Raw genomic sequence first — 15,849 nt, forward strand, 5'->3', positions numbered from 1 at the left:
GCTCGCTCGGCGCCGACGGCCTCCGCGGGCAGGCCGTGGCCTGCAGCATCAGATAGCGACGGCGGTGCCGTGGCGATGCCGGAGCCAGGGCGAATCTTGTATCGGTCGAAGGAGGGGAGAGGGAGGACGATCCTGACCACCCAGTCCACTCGCGGCAGAGGCGGCGATCGACGCCGCGCTGGCTCGTTCGGAAGTGGCGCTCAGGAAGAGCAATCCGCTTCCTCCAACAGGTGGGTGTTCGTGAATGAGAAACATTGTCGTCTTGTCTCCTTGCACCTGTTGCTTCTAGGCACGCCTGTGGCAGGCAACGCGATATTGCTTACCCAAACGGTGCCGGTCAGGACATGATCGAGTGAAACACGGAGTTCTCGATGGGGCCGTCCGCTTCAGTCTGGGTGACCAGGGCGGCGCTTCATGTGACGATGACGCCGCGTGCTATAGCGAGCCCGACGGACTCCTCTGCAGTTTCAGTTGTCTTCGGTTCTCAATGAGCGAGCGCCGACTCCAGCCAACCGATCAGCTTTTCGATATCGACCGGCTTCCCGAGAAAAGCGAATGCGCCCGCGTTCATCGCCGTATTGCGCGTCCGCTCGTCGTTGCACGAGGTGACAAAGATCATCGGAGGACGCTCCGAATGCTTGGTCAATTCAACCTGCAGTTCGATCCCAGTGATACCGGGCATCTTCACATCGACGAGCATGCAAGCGATTTCGGATCGCGGTTCGAAGGCGAGAAACTCTTCCGCCGAGGCGAACAACCGGCACTCGTAACCGCAGGACTTGACGAGGTCATCCATCGCTTCACGGGTGGCCTGGTCGTCATCGACAACGGCTATTGTAGGGACTTGGGACAATGAACGACCTTTTCTGACTGTTTCTAATTCTTGTTATGCGCTCATGCCAGATTCAAAAATACAATACTAAGATACAGGTGGTCGTACGCTTTCGCCCAGCATTTCGGCCTTTTTGACAAGTTCCGCGACTGAGCGGACTTCCATTTTCCGCATGACGTTGCCGCGGTGCAGTTTCACCGTGACCTCGCTGATTCCAAGCGCGTAGGCGATCTGCTTGTTCATTTGCCCCCTGACCACAGCCTCCATGACTTCGCGCTCACGCGGCGTGAGGCTTCCGACAAGTGAAGCGACTGCTTCGCTGAGCGCACTCTGGCGCCGGCGCGCGGCGTCTCGTTCCATCGCCGCCGCCACCGCGTCGAGAATGTCTTGATCCTTGAAGGGCTTGGTCAGAAAATCAACAGCGCCTGCCTTCATTGCCCGCACGCTCATTGGTATGTCGCCAAACCCAGTCATGAACACGATGGGCATTTTGCTGCCGACGCGCTCCAGCTGGGTCTGGAAATCCAGTCCGCTGACACCAGGCAAGCGCACATCGAGCAGAATGCAGCCGGGGCGATTGAAATTAGCCGTTTCCATGAAGGCTGTCCCGCTCTCGAATGCCTCCGCGTCGAATTTCATCGAGCGGAACAGATCCATCAGTGCTTCTCGCATCGACAGATCGTCATCGACGATGAAGACCACGGGTCGAGGCGATTCCTTTTGTAGCTTGCGTACGTCAGACATGTTCCACCTCCGGTTTTATCAGCAGGCGCATTTCAAAGATCGCGCCACCTTCGGGATGATTGGTTCCTTCGAGTTTTCCGCCACGGGCCTCCAGCATGGTGCGGCAAATAGACAGGCCCATGCCCATGCCGGTCGCCTTGGTCGTGAAAAACGGGGCAAACAGCTTGTCTCTCGCATCTTCGGTGATCCCGGGTCCAGAGTCACGCACCGCGATATAGACATGCTCGGCATCGGGCCGCTCCGTCGCTATCGTGATGCTTCGCTCCGGGCCGTTGGCCCCAACCATTGCCTGGATGGCATTGGTGATGAGATTGATCAGCACCTGCTGGAGCTCGATCTTTACGGCCGAGATCGGAGGGATGTGAGGCTTCCGGTCAACAAGCACGGTCGTCCCGCTTCGCTGAAGGTCGTGCTCCATCAGAGCCATAGTGTCATCCACCAGCCTGTCCAGACTAACACTCTCGAGCTCGTTGCTTGAAGGAGACAGAAGACTGCGTGTGTTCTGGATGATCTCGCTCGCCCGCTGGCTGTCGCGGATCATTCTTTCAGCCGAACGGCGCACGGCAACAAGGTCGGGCGGATCGCGATCTAACCATCTAAGTAGCGTCTGCGAGTTGACCACGATTGCCCCGAGCGGTTGGTTGAGCTCGTGTGCAAGCGACGCCGACATCGCGCCGACCGTCGCGGCCTTCGATGCCTTCGTCAACTCCGCCTGCGCCTCGGCCAAGGCCTTCAGAGCCAGTTCACGCTGGGTGATGTCGACCATGCTGACGACGACGCGGCTGAAGGCGGCGGGAACTTCCGGGAAGCTGATGCTGAGCAGCACGAGCTTGTCTTCGCCATTGTCCGCCCGTACCTCGACCTTGCCTTCGAAGATCCTTTCGCCGTCCATTATCACTTGAAGCACGTCAAGGAACTTCTCCTGCCCGGAAGTGATGGAGCGCCGCAGAACACCAACCACGGAGGACTCCGGACCCAGCATCTCGCGCGCGGCTTCGTTCGCCGCCACCACCCTTATAAGACTGATGCAATGATCAACAAACGCGGGATCAGCACGCGCATGGACTAGGATGTCGGTGACCCCTTGCGCCCTGACATCCATCAAATGACTGCGCAGCTTAGAATAGTCCCACTCCCAGAGCGCAACGCGGGTGCGGTTGAAAATGGAGCGGTATCTGGCCTCGCTCTCCTTCAGGGCAGAGTTGATCGAAAGCAGCGTGAGGCGCGCAGTCTCCGTCTTCAGGAGCAGCACGGTCGTCACGAACATCGCAGCAAGAGCAACGTTAAGTCGGATCGTCGACTGCAGGTCGACATCGTCGCCATGCGTCATGCCATAGGAGAGAAGGGTAAGGGCGGCACATACGGCTGCGATGACAAGTAGGCCAATGCGCGTTGTCGCTTGGGCAGCAAGCAGCATCGCGACGACATAGAGAACCGCGACGGCCCCCTCGATGTCGGTGTATGTATCGACGTAAAAGACGGCTGCGGCGAGCGCGATGGCAACTAAGCCGAAGGCCACGTTTTGGCCTCCTTCAGCATCGCAAGCGCGAAGTATTGTTGACGCTATAGACATTGTTCCCCCAGCTTATTTGGTCGCGAGCATATGCGCCCATTGACGCGATCTAACCTATACATAGGTATGATCCGACCGGGCAGGAGCGTCCTACCATTCAAGATCGGTCGCCGTCTTGTAGGATAACATTGCGATCCAGCGTAGATCTCGGGTCCGGCATTTGCGAACTTGCCGCTTATCGATAAAGCGTCCTTCTGCGCGAACGGGCGGCGCGGACCCCGGGTGCAGCGGATCGAACGACATCGGCGCTCGTACATATGCCGATTGCGCCTGCCGACGGAACTCAAGTCCGGACTCGTTTTGTTCCGCAAGTGCTGATGCGTTCTTTGCTTCGGCATTCTGCACGACGGTCGTCAGCAATTCGATCTGGTTGGCAAGGTTTGCCAGAGAGACGTTAGCGGATGCGAGGGTTGCCTTTGGCCTTCATCAGCCCTTGCGCCCGCCGTTTTAGACGTGAGCATGCCGCGTCCCACGCTTGCCCGACGAACAGCTGCCCAGAGTGTCGCGCCTCTAAGGAGCACCGCAACCACAAAGTTGCAGAAAGACTTCGCGGCCATAGGCGACGGGGGCTGGCCTTTCTCCCCGACACAATGAGGCCATAGAGAAGAATGACCTCGGTCCCTGCATCAACAAGCGAATGACGCCTTCGCTCGATGGCGGTACTGCCCGACATATAAGCCACGGTGAACTTGATCACGGCGACCGTCACGTCTGCAAGCAGGCTAATGAAAACGATACCGAGACCGGTTGTGTCATGCCCGCTGTCTGGGACGGGCCGTTGCCGTTGCCGTGCATGTTCCGCTTTGCCGACATCTCAAAGCTTCCGGCTCTTACAAAAGGAAAGGGCCGTCTCCAGGCGGATGGAGACGGCCAAAGCGGATCTTGGAAGGACCCGCCGCTTCGGCGGAGGGGAGGGACACCGAAGCCTGGTAGCTGGGAGGACGCTACCCGCCTCAGGGGTTGAGGCGACGAAGAAAAGCTAGTCCGATCCTGCCCGCCGCGTAACTACACCTAGGTATTGGCGCTCCTATACCAGCAGGCGATGTCGGGCTGTCTACAGGCATTTCAACTCTCTGGCGCGATCGAAGAGCTGCAGGGAGTGGCTGGCAATCGACCACTCAGATCGCTCAAGGAGAGTTATGGTGGCTACGCGAGCAGAACCAAGAACCGCAACCTTACACTCCGCAACGCCGACGGACATCGGCTCCAACGCGACCAAAGATAGTGCAGCAGCCTTGACCGCATGCTGCCAGACGTCTCTACGTTCTATCTCAAGACCAAGAATTTCCATTGCAGCTTCGAAGCCGCATTTTCTCTACGACCACCTGCTGCTCGACGAGCAGGGTTGGGAGATATTCGCGATGACGGACGATATCGCCGAGCGTGCATGCAAGATCGGCGGCACGACGCTGGGCTTCGTCGACCACATTGCCCGCCCGCAGCAGAGCTCGACAACGACGCGGATTTCGTATCGCCGGAGGAAATGCTGGCTGAGCTGCACGACGACAACAAGCAGCTCGTCGCAATCCTGCGGCTGTTACCACGAGGAGCTTGGTCGAAAACTGACTCGACGAAACAGAACGACCCGTCGCTCTCGCTGATCTTTCCTTTCCGCCCCTCGAAAAGGGCCGCTTAATGACCCCCCTTTTCTTCCTCTTGGCCCCATAGGGCATTGGATATCGGCACCCATTACGAAAGGCCGCATGCTGGCTCTTCTACAACGCCACGTGCGAACAGGTCGACGGCGCGCAGGGGACCTGGGCGGCGCCGTCCCCGGCAGATGCGAGCATGGCATCGAAGACGGCGCCAACGCTCTCGCCGGCGGAACCGCGAATACCCTGTCGCTTCGATCGGTTTCGGTCGACAGGGACGTCGGAGTCAGTCTGGCCATCGGTGTAACTGCACTGAAGCTCCACCTAGCTAACTGATCGCATCGAAGCTACGCCGGGGCCGCCTGAAGTGCTCGCCTCAAGCGGCTTGGCGCACATTCACCGCTTGGCAACGCAGGCAGATATTTGAATGCGACGGGAAAGTTAATGCTGCGGAAGCGTGCGGTATCAGATCGTTCTCTGATCGAGGCCGAAACGGTAAAGCAAAAAGCGTTATTGAGGCGCAGCGGCCATCAGCGTCATTGAAGGCGAAGTCCATCATGGTCGCGTGAGGCTCGTACAAGATCGTGCTCCACCTCCGGTGTAAAGCTGCCTTTGTAGGATTGAAAGCGGTCCTCTGCCTCGCAGGTCGTTCCGGGACTTGCGACAGTTTGCGACAGGAGTCTTCGCTTGATGCAAGTAGCTTCGCCGAACTCGTTCGAAACGATTATCTATGAGAAGAAAGCTGCAACAGCCTTTGTGACGCTCAATCGTCCAGCGGTCCTGAACGCCCTAAACCAGCTGGCTATCGCCGAATTGCGGATCGCGTTCGAAGACATTCAAAACGATCCCGCCATTCGCGGCGCCATTCTTACCGGTTCCGGTGACAGGGCATTCGTCGCCGGCGCTGATATTGCCGAGCTTTCCACTTCCACGCCGGTCGACGCTGTGCGTCGGACGAGAGCCGGGCAGGATCTCTTCAATCTCATCGAGCAGCTCGGCAAACCTGTGATTGCCGCGGTCAATGGATTGGCCCTTGGCGGCGGCTGCGAGATCGCTCTGGCCTGCACGATGCGGCTTGCGACAGCAACCGCCAAGTTCGGCCAGCCTGAGGTCAAGCTGGGTCTCATCCCCGGCTTCGGCGGAACGCAGCGCCTGCCGCGTTTGATCGGCAGGGGCCTTGCTCTGCAGCTCATTCTGACGGGCGATACCATGTCAGCCGACGAAGCCTTCCGCACCGGCCTCGTCAACGAAATCGTCGCGGCGCCCGCCCTTATCGATCGGGCAGAGCAGATCCTTGCAAAAATTGCCGGCAATGCGCCCTTGGCGATCAGCTCCGCGATCGAGGCGGTCAACAGGGGCCAGGATTGCAGCCTGGCTGAAGGGCTCGCCTTGGAGAGCAAGTTGTTTGCGCTCTGCATCGCCACGCAGGATATGCGCGAAGGCACGGCCGCATTCCTGGGAAAACGCGCGCCGAATTTTACCGGGCAGTGAGCCGCCAGGCTCACTAGAGATTCGCATTTTCAACGACATCACGGAGACAGGTCAATGACTGGGGCAACTCACATCTTTTCCGGGCTAAAAGTGCTCGACCTCGCCAGTTATATTGCCGGGCCGGCAGCCGCCACTATCCTTGCCGACTTTGGCGCCGACGTCATCAAGGTCGAGCCTCCGGGAACGGGCGACGTGTACCGGTTTTTTTCTGCCATGCCGCCGAACCCCGTCAGCGACTTCAATTATGCATGGCAGCTGACCAACCGAAACAAGCGCAGCATCGCCATAAATCTGAAGTCGGCTTCGGCAAAGGAGGTGCTGCAGCGACTTGTCCGGTGGGCTGACGTTGTCGTGGTCAACTTCCCGCCGCGCGTCAAAGCGGCACTCGGCGTGGCCTACGAGGATCTTTCGCCTCTCAATCCAAAGCTCATCTATGCCGACATAACAGGATATGGAGCCTCGGGGCCGGAAGCGGATACTCCGGGCTTCGACATCACTGCCTATTGGGCCCGCTCCGGTCTGATGGAAGTCACACATGACGCCGGTAGTCCGCCGACGCTTCCCATTCCCGGCATTGGCGACCATGCGACGGCGACTACGCTCTATGCAGCCATCGTCACCGCCCTTTACGTTCGAGCGACGACCGGCAAAGGCGGTCATGTCTCGACCTCGCTGATCGCCAACGGCATCTGGGCGGCCGGAGCCTGGGTCGAGGGAGGTCTGCACGGCGGACACTTCTTCCCGCAGCACGATCGCAAGAACCCGCCAAACGCTCTGCTAAATCCTTACCGGACGTCAGACCACCGCTGGATCCTATTGGTGGCAGCGCAAAAGAAAGATTGGCCGGGATTCGCCAAAGCCATTGGCAAGCCGGAACTGCTGGAAGATCCTCGGTTCTCCGACGAACATCGCACGTCCAACGCCGCCGCTCTGGTCGAGATACTCGATCCGCTTTTTGCAAGCCAACCGCTATCGTATTGGAAGCAGACCCTGGATACGGGACGGGTGATCTTCGGGGTGGTGCAGATCGCCCACGAAATCATCAATGATCCGCAACTCGCAGCCAATGATATCGTCGTGCCGCTCGATATTCCCGGCCGACCGGGAACCCGCACGGTCAGCAATCCCATTCAGATCACTGGAAGCGAAAAGGTCAAGCCTCGGCTGGCTGCGCAATTGGGCGAGCATAGCAATGAAATTCTCGAGGAACTGGGATTTGATGCCGCCGAAATCGACAGTCTGAACACCTCCGGCACTGTCGCACCCTTCAAAGGCTGATCAAGGCTTGTCCGTCTCGCCCACGCTTCGCCGACACACAACCGCAACCCAAGCAACGATTTGGAGCCATCAATGACTTCCGCCCCAGCGACCGCCCACGCTCTTCCAGACATCGACAGCGATTTTTATCGCATCCGTGAGATCCTTAGCGACGATGAACAGGCGCTCCTCACAAAAGTGCGTTCCTTCATGGAAACGAGCGTCGCGCCGATCATCAACAAGTACTGGGCCGAGGACGCCTTTCCCTTCGAACTCATCCCCAAAATTCGCGATCTCAATATCGTTGGCATTGGCTTCGAAGGCTATGGTTGTCCCGGCGGCAGCACGCTGCTCGATGGTTTCGTCGCGATGGAATTGTCGCGTGTCGATGCCTCCATCGCTACCTTTTATGGTGTTCACAGCGGCCTTGCCATGGGATCGATCTATCTCGGCGGCTCGGAGGAACAGAAGCAAAGGTGGCTGTCGTCCATGGCCAGGCTTGAGAAAATCGGCTGCTTTGGACTGACCGAACCGTTGGTCGGCTCCGGTACCGGCGGCGGTCTGACGACCACGGCGAAACGCGAGGGAGACACGTGGATCCTGAACGGACAAAAGCGTTGGATTGGTAATTCAACCTTTTGCGATCTCTCCGTCATCTGGGCGAAAGACGTCGATGACAATCAGGTCAAGGGCTTCGTCGTCGAAAACAAGACGACGCCGGGCTTCGCCGTGGAGAAAATCGAAAACAAGATCGCGCTTCGTGTCGTCCAAAGCGGTATCATCACCCTCGACAATTGTCGCGTTCCCGAAGAGAACAGATTGCAGCGCGACCTGTCTTTCCGCGATACGGCGCGTGTCTTGAAGCTCACCCGGCAGTATGTGGCCTGGGAGGCGGTCGGATGCAGCATGGGCGCCTATGAGCATGCCCTGCGCTACGCTCAGACCCGCGAGCAATTTGGAAAGCCGATTGCCTCGTTCCAAATGATCCAGGATCTTCTTGCCAAAATGCTGGGCAATATCACCGCGTCACAGTCCATGGTCGTTCGTCTGGCGCAGCTTCAAGATCAGGGAAAACTTCTCGATCAGCACGCTTCGCTGGCCAAGGCGTTTTGCACGGTAAAAATGCGTGAGACCGTTGCCTGGGCGCGCGAATTGCTCGGCGGAAACGGTATCGTGCTCGATTATAACGTCGCTCGGTTCTTTGCAGATGCCGAAGCGCTTTATTCATACGAAGGCACGCGGGAAATGAACTCTCTGATCGTTGGCAAGGCGGTCAGCGGCTTTAGCGCTTTTGTGTAAGTCCGTTTAGACCGCCACGGTCCGATTTCCATCAGCATAACCATGAGAATTGCGGCGATGGACTCCGCCCCAGCTCCATCGCCCAAAAGGGCCAGCGACACCGCCGCATGTCGCTGGCTTTTGGCGTCCGCCTATCCCACGGCGTCCGGTTCAATCGACAAATCGATGATATTCATGGCGCCGGCAGTGCTTGCCTAATGACAACTAACGATGGCTTTCGAAGCCTAACAACAGTTTCGGCGACCTTTCTGCAAAACTCTTCATGGCCCGCTCCAGCGGATGCCTCGTTCTGGAAGAGATGAAAGCCATGGAAAATATCGCTACAGCCAAATCTTTGACCGACCACAAGATAGGTGATTTCGCAAACCACATCGCCAACCTGCTAGAGCAGGTCAGTGACGCTTTTGACAAGGACCGGAAAGCTGCGCGGCACACGCTTGCGGTGGCATCTCGGCTCGTAAATGAGGAAATCAGCCGGCGGAGAGCCGATGTCACGCCCCCGTTACAACTCGGCGGCCTGAGCGGCTGGCAGGCCAAACGCCTGGCGAATTTTATCGACGCCAATCTCGACGGCCCCATTCAAATTAGCGAGTTGTGCAATCTGGCGCACCTCAGCACCGGGCATTTCTATCGGGCGTTCAAACAGACATTCAAGGAAACACCGCACAATTATATCATGAACTGCCGCATCGAAAGAGCCAAGGCGATGATGTGCGAAACTGCCGATACTCTGGCGAGCATATCGCAAGCCTGCGGCTTTGCCGATCAGGCGCATCTGTCGAAGCTGTTCAGGAGCAAGTTCCGGCAAAGCCCATCGGCCTGGCGGCGCGCCATGAGCGGGGAAATGCTTGTCCCTCGTGCCGTACGAGGCCATTGAAGACGGAAAAATTTTACGTGACGCAGTGGCCGCCGCCGCCCGCCGGCGACGGCTGCATTGGTCCACTAAGCCGACGGCGGCTCTGCAGATGCACGCCAGAAAGCGATACCGGTAAGGGCTCCGCGTCCTGACAACAGGAGCCGCGGTTCTACGGGCCGATCGACGGAGGCGACGCGGACAAATCCACCGAGGTCGCTCACATAGACCTCGCCACTCGCCTCATCGAGCGCCAGCCCGATCCCCTCGTCCAAGCCAGACAAAAGGATCTCAGGTGTCTGCGCGACGCCATTCACGATACGGCAGCGGTTCAGTGTATTTCCACGCGGAGGATCACCGCGGTCCGTCCAGTAAAGCAGACTGTTCTTGGCATCCCATTCCAGGTCGATCGGTTCCGGAAGGGCGTCAAACAACAGGGTGATATCAGACCGGTGACGCGGCGACATGCCTGCCGGCATATCGAGAGGGGCGCTGAAAATGCCACCTTTTCCGGCGTTTGGCGGTCCCTTTTGCGTCCAGTATAGCCGTCCTGAGAGGCGATCGATGGCGATGCCGACGCAATGCAGCCGTTCATCCTTTCGATCTGCCTCCGTCGAGCCGGTTTCGACCAGGACGGTAACGTCGGAACCGTCTGTGCGCGATCGCATCACCCGCATTCCCTCACGATCACACCAGTAAAGCAGCCCGGCATCGGCATCGATCTGTATCTGCTTGGGCGTAAACGTCGCGCCTTCAGGGATGATGACGGTTCTGTTCTTTCCGTCGAAATCCACGCGTTCGATAAACCCGTCATTGGAAGACCAATCCACACCCATGTTGGTCCAGTAAATATGCCTGTTCTTATAGTCGATCGCGAGGCCATCAGGCGTACCGCCGCAGTTTCCGACGAGTTCGACAATGTGTCGCCCATCCAGGGACACCGAGAGCACGCGAGGTGGCCTTGTCTCGAGCAATAGAAGGTGATCAGACGTTTTCGTGTTCATGACGATATCCTTGAAGCTGTTGAGGTCGGGAGGGTTTCGGCCGGGCCGCCGACGTTGAAGCGGGGAGGGCGTTTTTCAACGAAGGCGGAGATCGCTTCGCGTGCATCGTCGGAACGCACTTTTGCGCTGAACTCCTGCAATTCCCTCTGAATCGCCTGATCCAGAGGGGTGTCGGTGTAGCTTCGCATCAGTTGCTTGCAGGCGCGAAGTGCATTCGCCGGTTTTTGGACAAGCTCGCGTGCGGTTTTCAGGGCCGCCTCGAAGACATCGTCATCGGCGACGACTGTTGTGACCAATCCCATGGCAAGCGCCTGTTGGGCGCTGAAGGGATGGCCAAGCAGCACGATTTCGGCTGCCCTGAGATAGCCGACTTGATCGACCAGCGAGAAGCTCGCTCCGAATTCCGGAACCAAAGCGAGATTGATGAAGGGGTATTGGAGCTTGGCGGTGTCGCCTGCATAGACGAAATCACAATAAGTCAGCATCGTCGCTCCGGAGCCGACGGCCGCACCCCGCACCGCCGCGACCAGAGGTTTGTCCAGCGCTCTTAAAGCGTCGATCAATCGCCTCTGCGGACTATCTCCTGAACCAGGTGGATGATCCTGAAAATCCTTCAGGTCGTTGCCGGCCGAAAAGTTATCGCCGACGGAGTGCAGCAAGACGACGCGCACATCGGGATCATCTCGTGCGTCGGATAACAATCGCGCAATTTCGAGATACATCTCCAGCGTCAGCGCATTTCGCTTTTCAGCGCGATTGAACTCTATTGTCAGGATGTGCTCATCGAGACCGGTAAGAATATCGTTCATGGGAGTTCTCAGTCAGGCGGGAGAAGTTTGTCCTGAGGTCCAGTTCAACGCCCGCCTGACTTGCCGCCGAACCTGTCTCCGAACGCACGCCTATTGCTGCTGGGTGGTCTTGAGTTCGTCCGCCCGAAGGGCCAGCAGTCCGAGGAGAATGTCATCACGGTACTTTGCAAGGTCCTGAATCGACCGGCCGTGGGCTTCGTCCAACACGCCTTTGATGATGGTTTGGCAGGTCTCAGGACTAAGCTCCGGATTTCCGAGGTCGCGCCACCAAGCCGTCATCGGCCCTGTAAACTGGCTGAAGAAATGCTCGATGCCGCCTTCACCGCCGCCCAGATGGTAGAGCAGGTTCGGACCCATGATTCCCCAGCGCAGGCCGGGTCCCCAGGATATGGCAGCATCGACGTCACCGGCGTCGGCCACCCCTTCGTGAATGAGGTGGACAACCTCGCGATAAAGTGCTGCCGATAGCCGATTGGCCACGTGCCCCGGAACCTCTTTACGGACGTGAATCGCACGCTTTCCCAAGCCGGCATAGAATTTCATCGCGCGATCGATGGTGTCTTGAGATGTCGTCTCGCCGCCGACGACTTCAACCAGTGGAACCAGATGCGGCGGGTTGAAGGGATGGCCGATCACGCAGCGTTCCGGGTGGCGAGTGCAGGCCGATTGGATGGCACTCATTGTCAATCCGGAGGTGCTGGAAGCGATGATGACATCGGGGCCCAAGATCGTATCGAGCTGATCGTAGAGCTTGCGCTTGAAATCCAGCCGCTCCGGGCCGTTTTCCTGTACGAGGTCGCAGTCAGCAACGGCTTTTTCCAGATCCGGCTCGAATGTAAGCCGGGCGCGATCGGCCGTTGGTGCGAGGCCGAGCCGTTCGAGCGCGGGCCAGGCGGCATCCACGAAATCTTGCAGATACTGTTTTGCAGTTGGCGAAACATCGGTCGCAACCACATCCAGTCCTTTGGCCAAATAGAGTGCCGACCAACTTGCGCCGATAACGCCGGTGCCGATGATCGCTACGCGTTTAATGTCTCGAGCCATTGTCGTATCCCAATTTCCAGGAGTGTAACCGGGCCTTGACAGGCCCTATCGCCTTCAAGACGATTTGATCGAGGAGATCGCGTGCGGCGGCGAACGATATCGGCACATGCGGGACTCGATCATGGAGCGACCATAGGCGCTTCGTCCGCCGGTTGCTTTGCCCCGGTTCGCGCCGTTTGTATCGCGCTACCAAATAGGCTCGGAGGTCCGCGGCTCGCCGGGTCAAATCGGTCCGAATGTCGTGTATGATGCTCGACAGGCAACGTCGTTCGTTAGCAGACAGTCCGATCTTCTAACAAAAACTAACGAGCAGAATGGCCTGATCCTCGCATAATTGGCGCCGTATTCGGGACATGGCGCGCACCGGTTTCTCGACGAGTTCGCGACTGCGTCAGACCTTGCCGAACGAGACATGATCGGACAAACACCGTGACGGACACGAACGATACGGCTTCAGTTTCACGAGAAGAGGACCTGCTTTCCCAGTCGCAGGGCTCCGCGCTCGCGCCGGCGCTGATTGTTACAGCCATCATCCTCGGCATTATCAGCACGACAGTGTGGTTCTTGATGATCCCGCAACCGCTCATCATTCAGGGTGAGGCTGATGCGACACGGATCGACATCGCCGCCCGCGTCGATGGACGTGTCGGCGACCGGCCGGTCTCACGCGGCGACAATGTCAAACAGGGTCAACTCCTGTTTCGCATCGACAATCCCGAGCTTATGACCAAGCTCGCCAACGAACAGGCGGCGAAAGTCTCCGCGCAAGCGACGCTTGCCAATATCGATGCCGGTACCCGCCAAGAGGAAATTGCCCAGCGCCAGGCGGCTCTCGATACTGCGCGCGCGAACGCGACCTTGGCGCAGCAGACCTATGATCGAACAAAACAAATAGTCGGCGCCGGAAGCGCGCCGATCCAACGACTGGATGATGCCACCAACTCCCTCGTCGTTGCCCAGCGCACGAACGACCAGGCAAATCTCGCTTATCAAGAGGCGGTCAACGGCTATACGAAGGAGCAACGCGAGATCGCCGTGGCCAATGTCGCGCAGGCGCAGGCGGCCATCGACACGGCCAAGGCTGAAGTGAACGAATTGACGGTAGCAGCGCCCGTCAACGCCCAAGTCTATCAAATTGGTGCCGAGCTTGGCGAATATGTCGCCCCCGGCGTGCCGTTGTTGTCGCTGGTGGACCTCAGCGATGTGTGGCTGACATTCGACCTGCGTGAAGATCTTGTGAAAGGCTTGACAGTCGGGGACCGCTTCGAGGCCCGCGTGCCGGCATTGGGGGATCGCAAAATTTCGGTTGTTATTCGCGTCATTGCCGCCAAAGGCGAATATGCCGATTGGCGCGCGACGCGCGCGACCGGCGACTTCGACTTGCGCACCTTCGAGGTCCGCGCCTATCCCGATCCGGCCGTTCCCGATCTGCGCCCAGGCATGAGTGTTTATGCCATTCCGCCGGGTCAACAGAAATGAACGCGGTTCGACCCGGCCTGTTGCTCGTCGCGCAGCGTGAATTGCGTTGGATGGTCAGCGACCGGCTGGCGCTTCTCCTTATCGTCATCGTCCCGCTTTTCGGCTTCGGCCTGCTGAGCTGGACCTTCAGTCATGCCGTCATCCGCAACCTTCATGTGGATATTGTCGACGCGGACCGTTCGCCAACCTCGGAAAAATATGCCCAGGCGATCAGCGCCGCCCCAGGCGTCAGCGTCGCGTGGCGTTCAAGCGACCTGAATGGCGCCATGCACTCCATTCGCTCCGGGCGCGCCATTGCCGCGGTCTATATTCCACCGGATTTCGAAAAGGATGTGCTGGCGTTGAAGCGCCCGCAGATCGTCACCTTTTACAATCGCCAATATTATACGCCCGGCAACAACGCTGCGAGCGCCTTGTCGAGTGCAATCAGCTCTCAGACGGCAGCGCTCGTCACGGAATTGCAGACAGAGGGCAAGTCGTTCCAGCCGGGCCAGCTCATTGCCGAAAAATATGTTCTCAGCAATCCGGCCCTGAACTATGCGCAATTCCTGCTACGCGCCATCCTGCCGACCATCCTGCATATGGTCACCGCCATTGCCGGCGGCTATGCCGTTGGATCTGAGTATTCATCGCGCGATCCGGCGGAATGGCTGCGGGCCGCAGGTGGCAGCCCGCTTGCGGCCATTGTCGGAAAGCTTGCGCCGATTCTGGGCATTCTCATCATCATCATGGCCGGCTGTGCCGTGATTATCGATGCGGTCTATCAGGTGCCGTTTCGCGGCAATTCGGTCATTCTGGCAGCAGCCGCCATTCTGCTGCTGATCGCCTATCTGAGCCTTGGCGCATTGTTGCAACTGCTGGTGCGAAACCTGGCGGTCGGTCTCAGCCTCACCGGCATCATTTGCTCGCCGGCGTTCGGCTTCGTCGGCGTCGGCTTTCCGGTGCTCGCCATGAACGGGTTCGCACGGGCTTGGGGGGATGTCCTTCCCCTGCGCTGGTATATCCAGATCCTGTTCGACCAGGCGGTGAGAGGACTTCCGGCGCAGGTGTCGGCAACGCCGTTTGCGATATTGGGCGGGCTTGCAATCCTCTATTTCCTGCTTGCCTGGCTAAGGCTGCGAAGCCCGAAATCGACAGTTCGGAGCAAACATCCGATAGCAGCGGCGGCCCCGGTCTCCGGACCTCCCCGCATGGGACGTTCCTTCCTGCTCGAGTTGCAAACGGCGCGCGGCAACAAGACGGTCTTCGGCCTGATCGTGCTCGCCCCGATCATCTATGGCGTTTTCTACCCACAACCCTATCTCGGTCAGGTCTTGAAACGTATTCCTGTCGCCGTCGTCGACCAGGATCGAACGGAGTTGAGCCGTGGTGTCGTCCAGGCTCTCAATGCAGACGAGGCACTCAGCGTCGATATCAGGACGAACACACTCGCCGAAGCGCAGGCGGCGTTGGATCGCCGGCAGGTATACGCGATCGTCGGCATACCTGAGGGCACTGCCCGGGAAGTCCTGAAAGGCAATCCCGCGCGCATGCCGACCTATATCGATGCTGCCTACTTCCTCATGTACAGCCGCATGGGACTGGGCATCGACGAGGCGCTCGGGTCGACAAACCTCGCGATAGCGGCCTCGGGTGCGCGCCTGGATGGCAGTCTTGCGCATGCGGCAATCACGAAAAACTCCCCTGTCGAGGCGCTCTCGGAGCCGCTTTTCAACCCGACCGGGGGTTACGCAAGCTATGTCGTGCCCGCCGCCTTCATGCTCATTCTTCAGCAGTCCCAATTCATGGGGATTGCGACACTCGGGGGCGCGGCTTTTCAAGCCGGCGGATCCGAAGCGCGACGGCGGCGCGGCCGGGCGCGCGCGATCGTCG

13 protein-coding genes and 2 pseudogenes are annotated in these 15,849 nt (G+C 58.8%); 9 read left to right on the top strand and 6 right to left on the bottom strand.

What is annotated here, in order from left to right; all coding sequences use genetic code 11:
- Positions 1 to 484 precede the first annotated feature (484 nt).
- From MOV76_RS33345 to MOV76_RS33355, 3 genes are all read right to left on the bottom strand, one after another.
- Entirely contained in the window at positions 485 to 853 is a 369-nt protein-coding gene (locus MOV76_RS33345) for a response regulator transcription factor (RefSeq protein ID WP_247266114.1), read from the bottom strand.
- A 66-nt stretch (positions 854 to 919) separates the two neighbouring features.
- The gene (locus MOV76_RS33350; protein WP_247266115.1) at positions 920 to 1,576 is read right to left on the bottom strand and encodes a response regulator transcription factor; all 657 of its coding nucleotides are present in this window, start codon (positions 1,574 to 1,576) and stop codon (positions 920 to 922) included.
- Positions 1,569 to 3,149, bottom strand: a complete 1,581-nt coding sequence (locus tag MOV76_RS33355) for a sensor histidine kinase (protein ID WP_247266116.1) — start codon at positions 3,147 to 3,149, stop codon at positions 1,569 to 1,571. Before MOV76_RS33355 ends, MOV76_RS33350 begins: the two co-directional genes overlap by 8 nt.
- A 1,139-nt stretch (positions 3,150 to 4,288) precedes the next feature.
- Between MOV76_RS33355 and MOV76_RS33360 the strand changes: the two are divergent.
- The 7 genes and pseudogenes from MOV76_RS33360 (at position 4,289) to MOV76_RS33385 (ending at position 9,665) form a co-directional block, all read left to right on the top strand.
- Positions 4,289 to 4,785, top strand: a pseudogene (locus tag MOV76_RS33360) (Dps family protein).
- A 67-nt stretch (positions 4,786 to 4,852) separates the two neighbouring features.
- Positions 4,853 to 5,077, top strand: coding sequence for a DUF992 domain-containing protein (locus MOV76_RS40390; protein WP_408988006.1), 225 nt, complete (start codon positions 4,853 to 4,855; stop codon positions 5,075 to 5,077).
- A 354-nt stretch (positions 5,078 to 5,431) separates the two neighbouring features.
- Positions 5,432 to 6,232, top strand: a complete 801-nt coding sequence (locus MOV76_RS33365) for an enoyl-CoA hydratase-related protein (protein ID WP_247266117.1) — start codon at positions 5,432 to 5,434, stop codon at positions 6,230 to 6,232.
- Between the two features lie 54 nt (positions 6,233 to 6,286).
- Complete coding sequence (locus MOV76_RS33370) at positions 6,287 to 7,510, top strand: CaiB/BaiF CoA-transferase family protein (RefSeq protein WP_247266118.1); 1,224 nt, start codon at positions 6,287 to 6,289, stop codon at positions 7,508 to 7,510.
- A gap of 189 nt (positions 7,511 to 7,699) precedes the next feature.
- Positions 7,700 to 7,930 (top strand): annotated as a pseudogene (locus MOV76_RS33375) (acyl-CoA dehydrogenase family protein); the annotation flags it as partial.
- Between the two features lie 48 nt (positions 7,931 to 7,978).
- Complete coding sequence (locus tag MOV76_RS33380) at positions 7,979 to 8,788, top strand: acyl-CoA dehydrogenase family protein (RefSeq protein ID WP_247266124.1); 810 nt, start codon at positions 7,979 to 7,981, stop codon at positions 8,786 to 8,788.
- Between the two features lie 307 nt (positions 8,789 to 9,095).
- Positions 9,096 to 9,665, top strand: coding sequence for a helix-turn-helix domain-containing protein (locus MOV76_RS33385; protein ID WP_247266119.1), 570 nt, complete (start codon positions 9,096 to 9,098; stop codon positions 9,663 to 9,665).
- A gap of 65 nt (positions 9,666 to 9,730) precedes the next feature.
- On the opposite strand, the gene MOV76_RS33390 is transcribed toward MOV76_RS33385, so the two are convergent.
- From MOV76_RS33390 to MOV76_RS33400, 3 genes are all read right to left on the bottom strand, one after another.
- Positions 9,731 to 10,645, bottom strand: a complete 915-nt coding sequence (locus MOV76_RS33390) for a 3-hydroxyacyl-CoA dehydrogenase (RefSeq protein WP_247266120.1) — start codon at positions 10,643 to 10,645, stop codon at positions 9,731 to 9,733.
- The gene (locus tag MOV76_RS33395) at positions 10,642 to 11,454 is read right to left on the bottom strand and encodes an enoyl-CoA hydratase (RefSeq protein ID WP_247266121.1); all 813 of its coding nucleotides are present in this window, start codon (positions 11,452 to 11,454) and stop codon (positions 10,642 to 10,644) included. The genes MOV76_RS33390 and MOV76_RS33395 overlap by 4 nt, the downstream gene beginning before the upstream one ends.
- A gap of 90 nt (positions 11,455 to 11,544) precedes the next feature.
- A complete protein-coding gene (locus MOV76_RS33400; RefSeq protein WP_247266122.1) occupies positions 11,545 to 12,498 on the bottom strand; it encodes a 3-hydroxyacyl-CoA dehydrogenase NAD-binding domain-containing protein in 954 nt (317 codons plus the stop codon).
- Between the two features lie 567 nt (positions 12,499 to 13,065).
- On the opposite strand from MOV76_RS33400, the gene MOV76_RS33405 reads away from it, so the two are divergent.
- Positions 13,066 to 13,977 carry an HlyD family secretion protein gene (locus MOV76_RS33405; protein WP_247266125.1) on the top strand — a complete coding sequence of 304 codons (912 nt, stop codon included), beginning with the start codon at positions 13,066 to 13,068 and terminating at the stop codon, positions 13,975 to 13,977.
- Positions 13,974 to 15,849, top strand: a 1,876-nt coding sequence (locus tag MOV76_RS33410) for an ABC transporter permease (protein ID WP_247266123.1), incomplete at its 3' end; no start/stop codon positions are given. The genes MOV76_RS33405 and MOV76_RS33410, both read left to right, overlap by 4 nt.

It is taken from the genome of Rhizobium sp. PRIMUS64, assembly GCF_023006465.1.
GTDB classification, from domain to species: domain Bacteria; phylum Pseudomonadota; class Alphaproteobacteria; order Rhizobiales; family Rhizobiaceae; genus Rhizobium; species Rhizobium leguminosarum.

What these genes read in the sequence shown, in the direction of transcription:
- MOV76_RS33350 (WP_247266115.1), bottom strand. Translation starts at nt 1,576, where the DNA reads ATGTCTGACGTACGCAAGCTACAAAAGGAATCGCCTCGACCCGTGGTC.
- MOV76_RS33355 (WP_247266116.1), bottom strand. Translation starts at nt 3,149, where the DNA reads ATGTCTATAGCGTCAACAATACTTCGCGCTTGCGATGCTGAAGGAGGC.
- MOV76_RS40390 (WP_408988006.1), top strand. Translation starts at nt 4,853, where the DNA reads ATGCTGGCTCTTCTACAACGCCACGTGCGAACAGGTCGACGGCGCGCA.
- MOV76_RS33365 (WP_247266117.1), top strand. Translation starts at nt 5,432, where the DNA reads ATGCAAGTAGCTTCGCCGAACTCGTTCGAAACGATTATCTATGAGAAG.
- MOV76_RS33370 (WP_247266118.1), top strand. Translation starts at nt 6,287, where the DNA reads ATGACTGGGGCAACTCACATCTTTTCCGGGCTAAAAGTGCTCGACCTC.
- MOV76_RS33380 (WP_247266124.1), top strand. Translation starts at nt 7,979, where the DNA reads ATGGCCAGGCTTGAGAAAATCGGCTGCTTTGGACTGACCGAACCGTTG.
- MOV76_RS33385 (WP_247266119.1), top strand. Translation starts at nt 9,096, where the DNA reads ATGGAAAATATCGCTACAGCCAAATCTTTGACCGACCACAAGATAGGT.
- MOV76_RS33390 (WP_247266120.1), bottom strand. Translation starts at nt 10,645, where the DNA reads ATGAACACGAAAACGTCTGATCACCTTCTATTGCTCGAGACAAGGCCA.
- MOV76_RS33395 (WP_247266121.1), bottom strand. Translation starts at nt 11,454, where the DNA reads ATGAACGATATTCTTACCGGTCTCGATGAGCACATCCTGACAATAGAG.
- MOV76_RS33400 (WP_247266122.1), bottom strand. Translation starts at nt 12,498, where the DNA reads ATGGCTCGAGACATTAAACGCGTAGCGATCATCGGCACCGGCGTTATC.
- MOV76_RS33405 (WP_247266125.1), top strand. Translation starts at nt 13,066, where the DNA reads ATGATCCCGCAACCGCTCATCATTCAGGGTGAGGCTGATGCGACACGG.